The sequence below is a fragment of the Allobosea sp. OAE752 genome (genome assembly GCF_050433265.1).
In the GTDB taxonomy this organism is placed as follows: domain Bacteria; phylum Pseudomonadota; class Alphaproteobacteria; order Rhizobiales; family Beijerinckiaceae; genus Allobosea; species Allobosea spartocytisi.
In genome coordinates this window covers 126,936-141,980 of the sequence record NZ_JBNPXO010000004.1, presented here as the reverse complement: position 1 = coordinate 141,980, position 15,045 = coordinate 126,936, and the positions used below count along the sequence as shown (strand labels likewise).

Sequence of the window (15,045 nt, the reverse complement as noted above, 5' to 3'; positions counted from 1 at the left end):
CCAGCCGCGATGTCGTTCCCGCCCCGGCCCGCCCTCTCCGGCTCCGCATCTTGATGGAAGCCTTCTGGTCGCTCGCCGGCATGGCGAGCGCGGCCTTCATTGCCGCGACCCTGCTGCCGGCGCAGTCGGAAGCCGTCTTCGTCGGGCTGCTGGCGGCGAAGAGCGTCGATCCGCTCGCCTTGTTCCTGACGGCGAGCCTGGCGAATACCGCCGGCTCGCTTCTCAACTGGTGGCTCGGCCGGCTCATCGCACAGCGCGGCGTCGAGGCGCTGCCGGTGCGGCTGCGGCCCGACCCGGCCCGCCTCGCCAAGGCACAGGGCTGGTTCGGGCGCTTCGGCTGGCCCTCGCTGCTCTTCGCCTGGCTGCCGGTCGTCGGCGACCCGCTGACCTTCGTCGCCGGTACGCTGAACTTCCCGCTCGGGCGCTTCATCCTGCTGGTGCTGATCGGCAAGGCGGCGCGCTATGCAGCGCTCTGGGCAGGCTGGACGAGCCTCGCCTGAAGCGTTTTGGCGCGAGGCGGATGCCGGTTCGCGCGAAGAAAGCGCTCCTGCATCCTTGGCAATTGCGCAACCGGGCCGGCCGGGCTACCAGCGAAGCTATCCGTTCAAGGAGATTACACGATGAGCATCCAGCGTATCCAGCCCGGTCCCCGCATGTCCAAGGCCGTCGTGCACGGCGATACCGTTTATCTGGCCGGCCAGGTCGCTGGCGCCGCAGCGGGCAAGAGCGTGGCGGAGCAGACGGCCGACATCCTCGGCATCATCGACGGCCTGCTGGCCGAGGCCGGCACGGACAAGTCGAAGCTGCTGATGGTCAATATCTGGCTCGCCGACATGTCGACCTTCGCCGAGATGAACGCCGTCTGGGACAAGTGGGTCGTCGCGGGCGCCACGCCGGGCCGCGCCACGGTCGAGGCCAAGCTCGCCGCGCCGCAGTTCACGGTCGAGATCGCGGTCATCGCCGCGAAGTGAGATTGGACGCCTCGGGCCGGCAGCGGAAGCCGCTTCCGCCCCGGGGACATGCATCGCCGCCATGAGCCCAGCGGGAGCATGGCGGTAGCCCTGGCGGGAGGCGGCTATCGGCCGTTTGGACGAGATCACACCGCTTCTGGCCCGAGTCGCCGGACGCCACGGATTGCCGCCGGTCGCGCTGGCCGCGATGGTCGGCGACTGGCTCACCGATGCCGGCAAGGCCTTGCCGAACGAGACGCTGCTCGACCGCAAGGCCCAGGACTTTCTTGCCTTGGCCCGTCGCCTGACATCGCCGCTTGACGATGCGGAGATCCGGCGGCTGCGCGCCGAAGCGGCGGCCGCCATCGCCGCCGGCCGGCTCGCCGAGGCCGACAAGGCGCTGGCGAAGGCCGAGCTCCATCTGATCGGAAAAGTCACCGACCTCACCGCCCTGTCGGCGGGAAGCCGGGTGCGGATCGGCGAAAACCGGGCTGACCGCGCAGCACTCAGCTTCCTGCGCGCCGCGCCGGAAAGCTACCGCGAAGCAGCGGCGCGCTATGGCGAGGCTTCAGCGCTGATCGGGCTCGTCGATATCGAACACAGCCGCCGGGCCGCGCTCGACCAAGCCAGCGCGCTCGTCCGCATCAGCGAGGATTTCGGCGGCCGCGAGGGCTATGACGCCGCCGCGGCAGTGCTGCGTCGCCAGCTCGAAGGGCTGGACAGCCTGGAAGATACCACCGCCTTCGCCGAAGCCGAGGAAGCGCTGGCCGGCGCCCTCGAAGGGCTTGCGCAGGTCACGGATGACAAGTCGCTTCGCAGCGAGGCCCTGGCGCATTGCCGGCGCGCGCTGGAGCATCTCCAGCGCGACGAAGCTCCGCTGCTCTGGCGCGCGCTGAAGCTCCGCTTCGGCCGGCTCGCGCTCATTCTCGGCAAGAGACAACAGGACGAGGCCCTGCTGGAAGAGGCGATTTCCGCCTTCGCGACCGTGCTCGCCGCCTGGGACCGCAGCAGCGACGAGACCCGTTGGCTCGAGGCCGAGCACATGATCGCGCGCGCACGCGCGGTGCTCGGCAGCCGCCGCAACGATCTGGCCCTGCTGGAGCGCGCCTTCAACAGCCTCACCCGGGTCGCCGCGGCCGTCGACCGCGAAAAGGAGCCGCTGCGCTGGGCCGAACTTCAAGACCAGATGGGCAGCGTTCTCGGCGCCATGGCCGAACGCTACACCGAACCGGTGGTGATCGAAGAGGCCATTGCGACATTTGCGGCCGCGCTGGAAGAGCGCCGACGCGAGACCGTGCCGCTGCTCTGGGCCCAGACGCGCGCGGCCCAGGCCGAGGCCATGCTGCAGCTCGCACGCCGCGGCAAGGACAAGGACCTCGCCCAAAAAGCTCTGGCGCAGCTGGTCGAGGCCGTGGAAACCGCGCGCAAGGCCGACCCCGGCGCCGCCGCGGGTCTCCAGCAACGCCTGGCCGCGGCCGGAGAGCTGGCGACGCGCCTGCTCTCGGAATAGTCCCGAATCAGCCGCGCGGGCGCCGCTCCCCCAGCCGCTCCAGCGCCGCGTCGAGCGTCGCATCGCGCTTGGCGAAGCAGAAACGGACCACGTTCTTCACCGCGCCTTCCGCATAGAAGGCGCTGACGGGGATGGCGGCGACGCCGTTCTCCGTGACGAGACGGCGGCAGAAATCGACATCGTCGCTTTCGCCGAGCGGCGCGATATCGAGATTGAGGAAATAGGTGCCCGCGCTCGGCAGCACCTGGAATCCCAGGTCGCGAAGGCCCGTGGCGAAGCGGTCGCGCGAGCGCTGGAAATCGGCCCGCATCCCTTCGAAATAGCCGTCTTCCTTGCCAAGCCCGTAGGCGACCGCGGCCTGCAGGTTCGGCGGGGTGGTGAAGGTGATGTATTGATGCGCCTTGGCCAGCACCCGCATGATCGCGGGCGCCGCCATGACCAGCCCGACCTTCCAGCCCGTCAACGAGAAGATCTTGCCGGCCGACGAGATCTTGACGGTGCGCTCGCGCATGTCGGGCCGCCCCAGCACCGGCGCATGGCGGTGGCCGTCGAAGACGACATGCTCCCAGACCTCGTCGCAGACCGCGATCGCATCATAGCGGTTGCAGAAGGCGGCGAGCAGGTCGAGATCGGCCTCGCTGAAGATCGTCGCCGTCGGGTTGAGCGGGTTGTTGAACAGCACGACGCGCGTCTTCGGCGAGAAGGCTTTCGCCAGCGCCTCCTCGGTCAGGCCGAAATGAGGCGGCGTCAGCGTCACGAATTTCGGGATGCCGCCGGCCCGGCGCACCAGCGGCACATAGGCGTCGTACATCGGCTCGAACAGCACGACCTCGTCGCCCGGCGTCACCAGCGCCATCAGCGCCCCGGCGATGGCCTCGGTCGCGCCGGAGGTCACCATGATCTCGCTGTCGGGATCGAGATCGAGCCCCTGCCAATGCTTGTAGTGGGTCGCGACCGCCTGCCGCAGTTCCGGCAAGCCCATCATCGGCGGATACTGATTCCAGCCATCGATCACCGCCTCAGCCGCCTTGCGCCGGACATCCTCCGGCCCGGGATCGTCCGGAAAGCCCTGCCCGAGATTCACCGCGCCGGTCTCGCGCGCGAGCTGGGACATGACCTCGAAGACACTGGTCTGAAGGGCGGAAAAGATCGGATTCATCGCGATTTCGGCGTCCGGCAGGCTTTTGCTGGGCCCGGCTCTACCATGCCGTGGGAACGTGTGCATCCCCGTTTGGGGCCGTCGTTCCGGCGCCTGAAAATATCGAATGATGAATGTTGACATTCATCACCGGTCAGTGTCTATTCACTTTCAGCCGGTCTACGGCGGACGCCCGTTGCGACTTCGCCCCTTTGGCGCAGCAGGATGCCGCAGTAGGCCGGCGAATTATGTCAGGGGCCTCGCGACATCTGGCCCGTCGGCGCAAACGCCCTGCTTTGTTCGCAAAGCCTCTCCCTTTCCCTCGCAGATGATCTAAGCAGGCGCATGGACCGCGCCCGCACGCCCGCCATCATGATTCTCGGCACCGGCTCGAATGTCGGCAAGTCGCTGATCGTCGCCGGCTTGTGCCGGCTCTTCGCCGATCGCGGGCTGCGGGTGCGCCCGTTCAAGCCGCAGAACATGTCCAACAATGCCGCCGCCACCGCCGAAGGCGAGATCGGCCGGGCGCAGGCGCTGCAGGCGCGGGCCGCGCGGGTCGCGCCGCATCCCGACATGAACCCGGTCCTGCTGAAGCCCGAGGGCGAGCAGGGCAGCCAGATCATCCTGCAGGGCCGCGTCGCCGGCCGCCTCGCCTCGCGCGACTTCGCCCGGCGCGGCGATTTCCTGCCGCAGGTCCTGCAAAGCTACGAGCGGCTCTGCGCCGACGCCGATCTCGTCATCGTCGAGGGCGCCGGCTCTGCCGCGGAAACCAATCTGCGCGCCCGCGACATCGCCAATCTGGGCTTCGCCCGCGCCGCGGACGTGCCTGCCATCCTGATCGGGGACATCGACCGCGGCGGCGTGATCGCCAGCCTCGTCGGCAGCCATGCGGTGCTCGACCCCGCCGACCGGGCGATGATCCGCGGCTTCGCCGTCAATCGTTTCCGCGGCGCGGTCGAATTGTTCCGGCCGGGCGTCGAGACCATCGCCACAGCCACCGGCTGGCCCTGCCTCGGCGTGGTGCCCTGGTTCGCGGCGGCGCACCGGCTGCCGGCCGAGGATGGCCTCGATCTGCGTTCCGAGCGCAAGCCCGGTGCCCGCATCCGCATCGCCGTGCCCATCCTGCCCGGCATCGCCAATTTCGACGATCTCGATCCGCTCAAGCTCGAAGCGGAGGTCGATCTGGTGCTGGTGCCACCGGGACAGCCCCTGCCGATCGCCGATGTGGTGATCCTGCCCGGTTCCAAGACGACGCTGCGGGACCTCGCCGCGCTGCGCGCCGAAGGGTGGGACATCGACATCCTCGCGCATCACCGTCGCGGCGGGCATGTGCTCGGGCTCTGCGGCGGCTACCAGATGCTGGGGCGCGTCGTCCGCGACCCGTCGGGCATCGAGGGGCCGGCCGGAGAGGCGCCCGGCCTCGGGTTGCTCGATGTCGAGACGGTGCTCGACGCCGACAAGACGGTGCGCGAGACCCGCTTCACCCATGCGGCCAGCGCGGCGCAGGGACGCGCCTACGAGATCCATCTCGGCCGGACCGAAGGCCCCGACACCCGGCGCGCGCCCTTCGCAGTCGATGGCCGGGCCGAGGGCGCGACCAGCCCGGACGGCCGCGTCGCCGGCACCTATCTTCATGGCGCCTTCGCGTCGGATGCGATGCGGGCGGCCTGGCTCGGCGCGATCGGCGGCGGCACGCAAGGCTCGGATGTCCGGTTCGACGTGCTCATCGAGCAGACCCTCGACGATCTCGCCGCCCATCTCGCGGGGCATCTCGATGTCGAAGCCTTGCTGGAGATCGCGCGCCGGCACCGGGACGCTGCGATTTGAGCGAGGATCCCGTTCCTGCCCGTTGAGGAGAAGCATCCATCCCGCCGAAATCGTACGTCCCGCGTGCCGCGCGGAACTTATCGAGCCGCGCGCGATTGTTGCCACATGGGAGAAAAACTTTTATTCGCCATAGCGTTGACGAATGACGAAATTCGTCATAGCGATCAATACTCACCGCCTACACTAGAAAGCAAACAAAGCGGCCGCGCCGTGACCCACGCCGAACGCGATACCAGGCAGACCATCGTCGACACCGCCGAGCGCTTCTTTCGCGACATCGGCTACCAGAAGACGACCGTTGCGGACATCGCCAAGTCCCTGCGGATGAGTCCTGCCAATGTCTACCGCTTCTTCGACTCCAAGAAGTCGATCAACGAGGCGGTGCTGGAGCGCTACAAGCGCGAGCAGGAAGAGGCGATGATCGTCATCGCCGGTCAGGACCGGCCGGCCGCTGACAGGTTGCGCGATATCTTGGAGACCTCGTTCCGGCTCAATGTCGCTCGCTTCGCCGGCCATGTGCGAATGCAGGAGATGGTCTGCGCCGCGATGGAGGAAAGCTGGGACGCGATCATCGCCCATATCGAGCGCTTCGATGCCGTGCTGCGCCGCGTGGTGGTGGATGGCATCGCCAACGGTGAGTTCCGCGACATCGACCCGGTCCAGGCGACCGGCTGCATCCGCACGGCGATGACCCGCTTCATGCACCCGCTGCTCATCAACCAGTTCGAATGTCTGCCGGGCCCCTCGGCCGACGAGATGATCTCCTTCGTCTTGAGCGGGCTCGAAGCCCGACCGCCACGAGCCTGACCCGTTTTAGACCGGCTCGCGCGTTGACAAGCCGCCGAGGGAGCGGGATACCCCCGCTGACATGGCCATCCTGCCCAAACAGAACCTGAAGAAGTCCGCCATCGTCCTGCACGATCTGGTGATGACGGCGCTGGCGATCTGGCTCGTCTTCGTCGTGCGCTTCGAGGGCCGCCAGCTCACCGAGCATCTGCGCTATCTGCCGCGCTTCCTGCCCTTCTTCGTCGCCTATGCCGGGCTGGTCTACTGGTTCTTCTCGCTCTACCGCTCGAAATGGCGCTTCGCCTCGCTGCCGGACCTCTCCAACATCGTGAAGGCCGTCTCGGTCCTGACGGTGACGCTGCTTGCGGTCGATTATCTCCTCGTCGCCCCGGATTTCTACGGCGCCTTCTATTTCGGCAAGATCTCGATCGCGCTCTACTGGCTGGTCCAGATCGCCCTGCTCGGCGGCCCGCGCCTGGCCTATCGCTACTTCAAATATGCCCGCGGCCGGACCAATGCCGAGCGCGAGGCGGTGCTGCCGGCCCTGCTGCTCGGCCGCGGCGTCGAGGTCGAGATGGTGATCCGGGCCATGGAAGCCGGGACGATGCGCCGGCTGCGCCCCGCCGGCATCCTCTCGCCTCGTCACGACGATCTCGGCCAGTCGATCCGTGGCGTGCCGGTGCTCGGCCTGCTCTCGGAGATCGGGACGGTCGCAGGCGAGGCGGCGGACCGTGGCGAGGGCTATCGCCGCATCGTCGCGACGCCCTCCGCATTGGTGCCCGAGGCCCATCCGGAGAAATGGCTCAGCCAGACGCGCCGGCTCGCCGTGCCGATCTCCCGGATCGACGCCTCCGGCGAAGGCACGCGCGACACCGACGTCGCGCCGCTGGAGATCGAGGATCTGCTGGTGCGCTCGACCGTCACCATCGACCGTGGGCGTCTCGGCGCCTTCCTGAAAGGCAAGCGCGTCATCGTCACCGGCGGCGGCGGCTCGATCGGCTCCGAGATCTGCCTGCGCTGCGCCGCCTTCGGCGCGGCCGAGCTGCTGGTGGTCGAGAGTTCCGAGCCCGCCCTGTTCCAGATCACCGAGCTGCTCGCCGTGCAGGAGCGCGACACGGTCGTCTCCGGCGTGCTCGCCGATGTCCGCGACCGCGAGCGCATCATGCCGCTCTTCGCCGGTTTCCAACCCGACATCGTCGTCCATGCCGCCGCGCTGAAGCATGTGCCCTATCTCGAGGCCGACTGGAGCGAGGGCATCAAGACCAATATCTTCGGCTCGGTGAACGTCGCCGACGCGGCGATCGCCGCCGGGGCGAAGACCTTCGTGATGATCTCGACCGACAAGGCGATCGAGCCCGTCTCGATGCTGGGGGCGACCAAGCGCTTCGCCGAGATGTATGCGCAGTCGCGCGATGCCGAGTTCGTCGCGGCCGCCTCGGGCGTGCGCCTGGTCGCGGTGCGCTTCGGCAATGTGCTGGGATCGGCCGGCTCGGTCGTGCCGAAGTTCAAGGCGCAGATCGCGCGCGGCGGGCCCGTCACGGTCACCAGCCCCGACATGATCCGCTATTTCATGACGATCCGCGAAGCCTGCGATCTCGTGCTGACGGCAGCGTCCCATACCGGGGCCGAGGATACCGATTCCGAGCGGGCCGCCGTGTATGTGCTCAAGATGGGCCAGCCCGTGCGGATCATGGACCTGGCCGAGCGGATGATCCGGCTGGCCGGCTACGAGCCCGGCGAGGATATCGAGATCGTCGTCAGCGGCGTGCGGCCGGGCGAGCGGCTCAACGAGATCCTCTTCGCCCGCGACGAGCCCATGGCCGAGACCGGCCTCGACGGGGTGATGGCCGCCAAGCCCAGCTTCGCCGGGCGGGCGAAGATCCAGAGCTGGCTCGCGCAACTGGACGAAGCCATCAAGGCGAATGACCGCGCCGCCGCCAACGCCGTGCTCGACGAGGCGATCCCGGATTTCAGCCGGCGCGAGCAGAGCCCGCCAGCCGCGCCAGCGCCGCCCCGGTCTCTACCGGCGGCCGCCATCCAGCGCTGAGCAGGCCCTCGGGGCGCGCCACGAGGCTGCCCGCGAGCTTGAGGAAGGTCTCCTCCCGCCCCGCCAGCCGCGCCGCCAGCCGCAGCCAGCCTTCCGGCACCGGCAGCAAGCCGGATCCACGGCCGAGGCCGCTGCGCAAGGCCGTGAGCATCCCGGCGACGCTGACCGGCTCCGGATCGGCGACGATGTAGCTCCGCCGGGGCGGGCAAGCCGGTGTCAGGGCGAAGCGGATGGCCTCGGCGAGGTTCTCGACGGCGAGCAGCGAGCGCGGCGCCTGAAGCCCGCCGAGCGGCAGGGGCAGCGGCAGCTTCGCCAGCTTCAGCAGGGCCGCCATATTGGCCTTGACGCCCGGCCCGTAGATCAGCACCGGGCGCAAGGCGACCCAGTCGAGAGCGAGCGCCGCGAGGCCCTGCTCCGCAGCCAGCTTGGAGCGGCCATAGGCATCGTCGGGAGCGGGCGCCGCATCCTCGGTCAGCGGAGGCCCGTCGAAGGCACCCGACAGCGCCTTGATCGACGAGAGATAGACGAAGCGGCGCACCCCCGCCGTAACCGCCGCCTGTGCCAGCTCCAGCGTCGCCTGGGTGTTGATGCGCTGGTAGAGCGCCTCGTCGAGCCCCGGCCCTGCATGGGCGAGACCCGCCATATGCACGACATGGTCGACGCCGCGCAGCGCCTCGCTCCAATCCACCTTTTGCGCGAGATCGCCGATCGGAACCGTCTCGACGCCGGCAGGCACCGGGACCGGCCGCCGCAATGCGAGCCGCAGGCGCCAGCCCGCACCCGTCAGCGCCGCCACGACATGCGGCCCGACAAAGCCGCTGGCACCGGTGAGGAGGACGGTTCCCTCAGCCATGGCCAGCCCGTGGCGTCGCGAAGGCACGTAACAGCAGACCCGTCAGCACGGCCGCCAATGCCAGGCAGGCGCCTTGAACCCAGAGACCCGGCCAAGCGATCGAAAATCCCGCCAACGCCGCCAGGACGATGTTCAGCACCGCGACCCGTCCGACGACGCCGCGGACGCTGAAGCCGTTGACGGTGGCCTGCTGGTAGAAATGCGAGCGATGCGCTTCCCACACCTTCTCGCCGCGGGCGAGGCGACGCAGCAGCGTGATGGTGGAATCGGCGACATGATAGAGCGGCAGGATGAGCGCCGCCGCGAAGGCGCCCGTCCCGGCCAGCCGATAGAGCAGATAAGCGGTCAGGAGCCCGATCGGCAGGGAGCCGACATCCCCGAGAAAGAGCTTCGCCACCGGCCGGTTGAAGGGCGCGAAGCCGATGAGCCCACCGCAGAGGGCCGCCGCCAGCCAGCCCGTCGCCGGATCGATCACGCCCGCATTGCCGGCCAAGGCGAGGGCCGCCGCAAGCGGCACGATGCCGGCGACGGTGATCCAGTCGAGCCCATCCATGAAGTTGACGAGATTGACGAACCAGATGCCGGCGACGAGCGCCAAGGCCCGCTCGGCGGCAAGCGGAAGGAACTCCGGAAACAACCGCAATTCCGGCGCGGCCCGAAACAGCACGAATCCGACGCAGGCCGCCTGCAGCGCCAATCGCAGGCTCGCCGGCAGAGGCCGGATATCGTCCCAGGCGCCGACTAGGGCAAGCACTGTCGCTCCCGTTGCGACGACGAGCAGCGCACGCCCGGCTTCGGCCTCGACGGGACTCAGGCCGAAGGCCAGCGCGATGGCCAGGAACGCGCCGGCGAGCACGGCAATGCCGCCGCCCTGCGGTGTCGGCACCGTGTGGCTCGAGCGGGCGTTGGGGCGCGCCAGCGCGTAGCGTTGCAGCAGCGGACGCAGCAGCACGCAGAGCAGCGCCGCCGCGAACGCGGCGGCGACAGAGATCGCGAAGGGGACGAGCACGATAGCCAAGGTGGCCGCACCATAATCGAGGCGGCCCAAAAGCCTAGAGGCTATCGAACATCGAACCCGTATTCGCTACTGCTTGAAGCCGATCAGGACGCCGTCGGCGCCGAGCGAGAGCTGCAAGCCCTGCCGACGCGTGGCGAGGCGCAGGGTCACGCCCTTGTCGTTGCGCAGCCAGACGGTGCCACGGCCCTGGTCGCCGACGGCCCACCCCTCCTTGAGCTGGACATAGGCCCCGGCGAAGTCGCCGACCCGCTGCAGCCCGTAGACGGTGCCCGAGGCGGTCGTCTTGGAGGCACCGACCGTGCCGACGCCGAGGCCGCCGACCGTGATCGGATAGGAGCGGCCATGATAGCGCAGCGTGCCGCCACCGGCCTCGCCGCCGGCGATGAAGCCGGCCTGCACCTGCTCGATCCGCACCGTGCCGGTCGAGGGACCGAGATTGCGCTGCTGCGCCAGTGCCGGCGTGGCCAGCATCATCATGGCGGCCAAGGAAACTGCTGTCTGTCTGATCATCGTCATCGTCCTATTCCGCGCGCCGGTAGCAGCGCCGACGACTCAACGCGCGAGTGGGCATTTCGATCCCATGCCGACAAATCGATGCGTGGAGACCCCATCCGCGGAGCCCCGGAGGGCACGGCGCCATCGGGGCTGAGGCCCCGTCGCGGCATGGATTTACGGTTTCTTAACCACGTCGTCCTCCCCTTGACCTGTCCGGCGGGGCTTCTGGGGGCTCGGAAAGGACGATCAAATGCACGACCTCGAACATGAGCAGGCCGTCATGGACCAACTTGTCGGCTTGCCGGTTGCGGAGGTGGAAAGGGATCTGATTCTGGCGACACTGCGGGAGACGGATGGGAACAGGACCCATGCCGCGAATCTGCTCGGCATCGCCATTCGCACCTTGCGCAACAAGATCAACCTCTACGCCGCCGAAGGCTACGACGTGCCGGAACCGCCGCAGAGCGCGGCCTCGTAACGGCGCCGCCGCGCCTTTCCGTCAGCTTCCCTCCAGCAGCATGGCATAGATGTCTTCGCTGCTCGCGGCGCCGCGAATCCGATCGCAAGCCTCCGGCGCGCGCAGCCGCCGCGCGATGCAGGCGAGCGCGTCGATCCGCCCCTTGCCCCCGTTCTCGGGCGTCAGCACGAGGCAGACGAGATCGACCGGCCTGCCGTCGATCGCCTCATAGGCAACCGGCCGTTCGAGACGCGCCAGCAGGCCGAAAGGCTTCTCCAGCCCGGGAACGGGCGCATGCGGCATGGCGACCCCGCCGCCGACCCCGGTCGATCCGAGAGCCTCGCGCCGGATCAGCGCATCGAGAATGGCGGCCTGCGGCAGCGCGAGCTGTTCGGCGGCCGTTCGCGCGAGCGCCTGCAGCAGCGCGCCCTTCGAGCGCGCCGAAAGCGCGATGATGGAGCGTGGGAGGATGATGTCGGACGGGGTCATGCTTTGGTCTTCGTCACGTTCGGGCGGGGCTGAGTGCCGGAGGCCGGCTCACTCCGCCTCGCGCAGGCGATAGCCGACGCCGGTTTCGGTGGTGATGTATTGCGGCTGGTCGGGGACGCGCTCGATCTTCTGTCTGAGCTGCCGGACATAGACCCGCAGATACTGCACGTCGGCCGAAGCGCCCCAGACCTGCTTCATCAGATATTGGTGGGTCAGCACCTTGCCGGCATGCTGCACGAGGATGCGCAGGATATCGTATTCCTTCGGCGAGAGCTTCACCTCCCTGTCGCCCAGCCTGACGATGCGCTTGACCAGATCGACCGAGAGCTCGCCGGTCTGGAAGATCGGCTTCTCGCCCTGCTGCTGCAGCTTGTGACGCAGCGCGACCCGCAGCCGCGCCGCGAGCTCCTTCATGCCGAAAGGCTTGGTGACGTAGTCGTCGGCGCCGTTCTCGAGCGCCTCGACGATGCCGGCCTCGTCGGTACGACTCGACAGGATCACGATCGGCAGCGCCAGCGCCTCCTCCCGCCATTTCCGCAGCAGCTCCTGGCCGGGCATGTCCGGCAGGCCGAGATCGAGGATGACGAGATCGGGCAATTGCTCCGCGATCCGCTCGATCGCCTCGCGCGCCGTGGCGGCCTCGCGGATGGCATAGCCCTCGGTCGAGAGGCCGACGCGCAGCAGGCGGCGGATCGCCGGCTCGTCGTCGACGACCAGAACCTCGATATCCGATGTCGTCATGTCAGCGGCTCCAACCTGTCCTGCCGCGCCTCGCTGGGCATCCGGATCGTGAAGACCGCGCCCATGCGGTCCTGCCGGTTGCCGGCCTTGATCGTGCCACCCATCGCCTCGACGAAACCGCGGCAGATGGAGAGGCCGAGCCCGGTGCCGGCGCGAACCTGGTCGCCCTTCCTGACCCGGTAGAAGCTGTCGAAGACGCGCTCCAGGTCGGAGGGCGGCAGGCCCGGGCCCTCATCGGCGACCTCGATGGCGACCGCGCCGTCATCCAGCCGGGCGCTGATCGCGATCGTACTGCCGGCCGGCGCGTATTTGGCGGCGTTGTCGACGAGGTTGAACAGCACCTGCTCGAACAGCACGGGATCGAGCCTGAGCATCGGCAAATCTTCGGGAAGCCCGGTCTCGACGCGATGGCCGGCGGTGATCTTCGCGGCGCGGCGCAGCGCGCTGCCGACCACCTCGGCCACATCCACCGGCGCCGCATTCGGCTCCATCGCGCCGGATTCGATCTTGGTCATGTCGAGCAGATTGGCGATGAAGCGGTTGAGACGTTCGGATTCGTCGATCACGGTCGCGAGCAGGGCCGCGCGGTCGTCCTCCGGCAAGGCGTTGCGATAGTCGCGCAAGGTGCCGGCGGCGCCCATGATCGAGGCCAGCGGCGTCTTGAGATCGTGCGAGATCGAGGTCAACAGCGCCGAGCGCAGGCGGTCGGCCTCGGCTGCGAGCCTGGCCCGGTCGACATCGGCAACGAGCTGGATGCGCTCGATGGCGACGGCTGCCTGATCGGCCAGCGCATCGAGCAGGCGCTGCTGCTCGGGCGTCAGCAGCGGGCCTTCCCGGTCGTCGTCGAGGCCGATCACGCCGACAGCGGTCCGCCCCGTGCGCAACGGCAGATAGAAGCGCTTCGCGCCGGGCAGCGTATCGGCGCCGCGCCCGGCCGGACGGTTATGCTCCCAGGCCCAGCGCGCCGCGGCGATATCGGCATCGACCAGCGTGTCGTCGGGCGGATAGCCGGCGCGGACCGCGAGAGAGCCCTCCTCGGGCATGAGGATCACGACGCGCACCCGCAGCATCGAGGCGATCTGGAAGGCGCTCGCCCAGAGCACGTCGTCGAGCGTGCCCGTGCCGGCGAGCTTCTTGGAGAAGAGATAGAGATCCTCCGTGGTGCGGGCGCGCTGGCGGGCGGCATCGGCCTGGCGCTGGACGCGCGCGGTGAGGTTGCTCGCAATCACCGCGACGAGCAGGAAGAAGGCCAGCGCGACCGCGTTCTCCGGGTCGTTGATCGTCAGGGTGTAGAGCGGGGGGATGAAGAAGAAATTCAGCGCCAGCGCGCTCAGGACCGAAGCGAGGAGCGCCGGCCAGAAGCCGCCGGTGACGGCCGAGATCAGCACGCTCATCAAGAAGACCAGCGCGATATTGCGAAGGTCCATGACCTGGCTGAGCAGTTCGGCGACGCCGAGCGCGATCGCAACCGAGACGACCACGCCGAGATAGGGCCGCAGGCTGAACGGGCGCGGGCCGTCGGCTGCGAGCGGGCGGGCATCCTTCTCGCCTTCCGCGACCGAGACGACATGCACGCTGATGTCGCCGGCGCGGCGGATCAGGTCATGCGAGACCGAGCCGCTGAACAGCTCGCGCCAGCGCGGCTTGGCCGGCTTGCCGACGACGATCTGCGTGACGTTGTTCGCCGCCGCATGGCGAATGATCTCGCCGGCGACGTCCTGGCCGGGCAGGGTGACCGCCTCGCCGCCGAGCTGCTCGGCGAGCCGCAACGCGCCGGCCACACGCGTCTTGGCCGCCTCCGTCAGTGCGGCGGCGCGCGGCGTCTCGACATAGAGCGCGCTCCAGGGTGCGCGCAGCCGGTCGGCCTGGCGCTTGGCGAGGCGGACCAGGGCGGCGGAGCCGGCACCATCATCGATGCAGACGAGGATGCGGTCCCCCGCCGCCCAGGGCCCGGGGATCGCGTGCCTCTGCATATGGCTGAGCAGTTGCTCGTCGACCCGTTGCGCCGTGCGGCGCAACGCCAATTCGCGCAGGGCCGTCAGGTTGCCGGGCGAGAAGTAGTTCTCGATGGCGCGCCGGGCCGTATTGCCGAGATAGACCTTGCCCTCCTGGAGCCGCCTGATCAGGTCGGCCGGGGTCAGGTCGATGACCTCGATGTCGTCGGCGCGGTCGAGAACCGAATCCGGCACGGTTTCGCGCACCCGGATGCGGGTGATCTGCGCGACCACGTCGTTCAGGCTCTCGACATGCTGGATGTTCAGCGTGGTGTAGACGTCGATGCCTTGCGAGAGCAGTTCCTCGACATCGAGATGGCGCTTCGGATGGCGGCTGCCGGGGACATTGGTGTGTGCGAGCTCGTCGACCAGCACGAGCGCCGGCCGCCGGGCCAGGATGGCATCGAGATCCATCTCCTCGAGCTCGCGGTCCTTGTAGTCGACGCTCCGGCGCGGGACGATCTCGAAGCCGTCGACCAGCCCTTGCGTCTCCTTGCGGCCATGGGTTTCGACGATACCGATGACGACATCGATGCCCTCGGCCTTTCGGGCCCTGCCGGAGGTCAGCATCTCATAGGTCTTGCCGACGCCCGGCGCCGCGCCGAGGAAGATCTTCAGGCGGCCGCGCCCCTCCCGCCGGGCGCTTTCGAGCAGCGCCTCGGGCGAGGGCCTGGCCCTGATCTCGCGATGATTCTCGGCGGTTGGCATGTCGGTATCGCGGGGCAATGGCGGATCGGGAG

The 15,045-nt window shown here is 68.7% G+C and carries 14 protein-coding genes; 7 read left to right on the top strand and 7 right to left on the bottom strand.

Going from position 1 to position 15,045, the window contains the following annotated elements:
* Positions 1-53 precede the first annotated feature (53 nt).
* From GGC47_RS12350 to GGC47_RS12340, 3 genes are all read left to right on the top strand, one after another.
* The gene (locus GGC47_RS12350; RefSeq protein WP_185747987.1) at positions 54-500 is read left to right on the top strand and encodes a YqaA family protein; all 447 of its coding nucleotides are present in this window, start codon (positions 54-56) and stop codon (positions 498-500) included.
* A gap of 120 nt (positions 501-620) precedes the next feature.
* On the top strand, positions 621-971 hold the full coding sequence (locus GGC47_RS12345; RefSeq protein WP_038364814.1) for a RidA family protein: 351 nt from the start codon (positions 621-623) through the stop codon (positions 969-971).
* Between the two features lie 115 nt (positions 972-1,086).
* Positions 1,087-2,460 carry a hypothetical protein gene (locus GGC47_RS12340; protein WP_429068214.1) on the top strand — a complete coding sequence of 458 codons (1,374 nt, stop codon included), beginning with the start codon at positions 1,087-1,089 and terminating at the stop codon, positions 2,458-2,460.
* 7 nt (positions 2,461-2,467) lie between these two features.
* Here GGC47_RS12340 and GGC47_RS12335 read toward each other — a convergent pair whose 3' ends face one another.
* Complete coding sequence (locus GGC47_RS12335; RefSeq protein WP_429068211.1) at positions 2,468-3,619, bottom strand: aminotransferase; 1,152 nt, start codon at positions 3,617-3,619, stop codon at positions 2,468-2,470.
* Between the two features lie 324 nt (positions 3,620-3,943).
* On the opposite strand from GGC47_RS12335, the gene GGC47_RS12330 reads away from it, so the two are divergent.
* The 3 genes from GGC47_RS12330 to GGC47_RS12320 all read left to right on the top strand — a co-directional run bounded on the left by GGC47_RS12330 (position 3,944) and on the right by GGC47_RS12320 (position 8,258).
* Positions 3,944-5,425 (top strand): cobyric acid synthase, encoded by a 1,482-nt coding sequence (locus GGC47_RS12330; protein WP_370954969.1) that lies wholly within the window; start codon positions 3,944-3,946, stop codon positions 5,423-5,425.
* 210 nt (positions 5,426-5,635) lie between these two features.
* Positions 5,636-6,232, top strand: a complete 597-nt coding sequence (locus GGC47_RS12325) for a TetR/AcrR family transcriptional regulator (protein ID WP_318652225.1) — start codon at positions 5,636-5,638, stop codon at positions 6,230-6,232.
* 70 nt (positions 6,233-6,302) lie between these two features.
* Complete coding sequence (locus GGC47_RS12320; RefSeq protein WP_038365225.1) at positions 6,303-8,258, top strand: SDR family NAD(P)-dependent oxidoreductase; 1,956 nt, start codon at positions 6,303-6,305, stop codon at positions 8,256-8,258.
* Here GGC47_RS12320 and GGC47_RS12315 read toward each other — a convergent pair.
* The 3 genes from GGC47_RS12315 to GGC47_RS12305 form a co-directional block, all read right to left on the bottom strand.
* The gene (locus tag GGC47_RS12315; protein WP_142022388.1) at positions 8,182-9,111 is read right to left on the bottom strand and encodes an NAD-dependent epimerase/dehydratase family protein; all 930 of its coding nucleotides are present in this window, start codon (positions 9,109-9,111) and stop codon (positions 8,182-8,184) included. The genes GGC47_RS12320 and GGC47_RS12315 overlap by 77 nt on opposite strands.
* The gene (locus GGC47_RS12310; RefSeq protein WP_370955011.1) at positions 9,104-10,123 is read right to left on the bottom strand and encodes an MraY family glycosyltransferase; all 1,020 of its coding nucleotides are present in this window, start codon (positions 10,121-10,123) and stop codon (positions 9,104-9,106) included. The genes GGC47_RS12315 and GGC47_RS12310 overlap by 8 nt, the downstream gene beginning before the upstream one ends.
* Positions 10,124-10,195: 72 nt before the next feature.
* Positions 10,196-10,639 (bottom strand): hypothetical protein, encoded by a 444-nt coding sequence (locus tag GGC47_RS12305; protein ID WP_156115986.1) that lies wholly within the window; start codon positions 10,637-10,639, stop codon positions 10,196-10,198.
* 235 nt (positions 10,640-10,874) lie between these two features.
* On the opposite strand from GGC47_RS12305, the gene GGC47_RS12300 reads away from it, so the two are divergent.
* Complete coding sequence (locus tag GGC47_RS12300; protein ID WP_142022389.1) at positions 10,875-11,102, top strand: helix-turn-helix domain-containing protein; 228 nt, start codon at positions 10,875-10,877, stop codon at positions 11,100-11,102.
* A gap of 21 nt (positions 11,103-11,123) precedes the next feature.
* On the opposite strand, the gene GGC47_RS12295 is transcribed toward GGC47_RS12300, so the two are convergent.
* The 3 genes from GGC47_RS12295 to GGC47_RS12285 are packed head-to-tail and all read right to left on the bottom strand — an operon-like array spanning position 11,124 to position 15,013.
* Positions 11,124-11,570, bottom strand: coding sequence for a PTS sugar transporter subunit IIA (locus tag GGC47_RS12295; RefSeq protein ID WP_142022390.1), 447 nt, complete (start codon positions 11,568-11,570; stop codon positions 11,124-11,126).
* A 48-nt stretch (positions 11,571-11,618) separates the two neighbouring features.
* On the bottom strand, positions 11,619-12,311 hold the full coding sequence (locus GGC47_RS12290) for a response regulator (protein ID WP_112762489.1): 693 nt from the start codon (positions 12,309-12,311) through the stop codon (positions 11,619-11,621).
* Entirely contained in the window at positions 12,308-15,013 is a 2,706-nt protein-coding gene (locus GGC47_RS12285) for a DUF4118 domain-containing protein (RefSeq protein WP_142022391.1), read from the bottom strand. Before GGC47_RS12285 ends, GGC47_RS12290 begins: the two co-directional genes overlap by 4 nt.
* Positions 15,014-15,045: the final 32 nt, after the last annotated feature.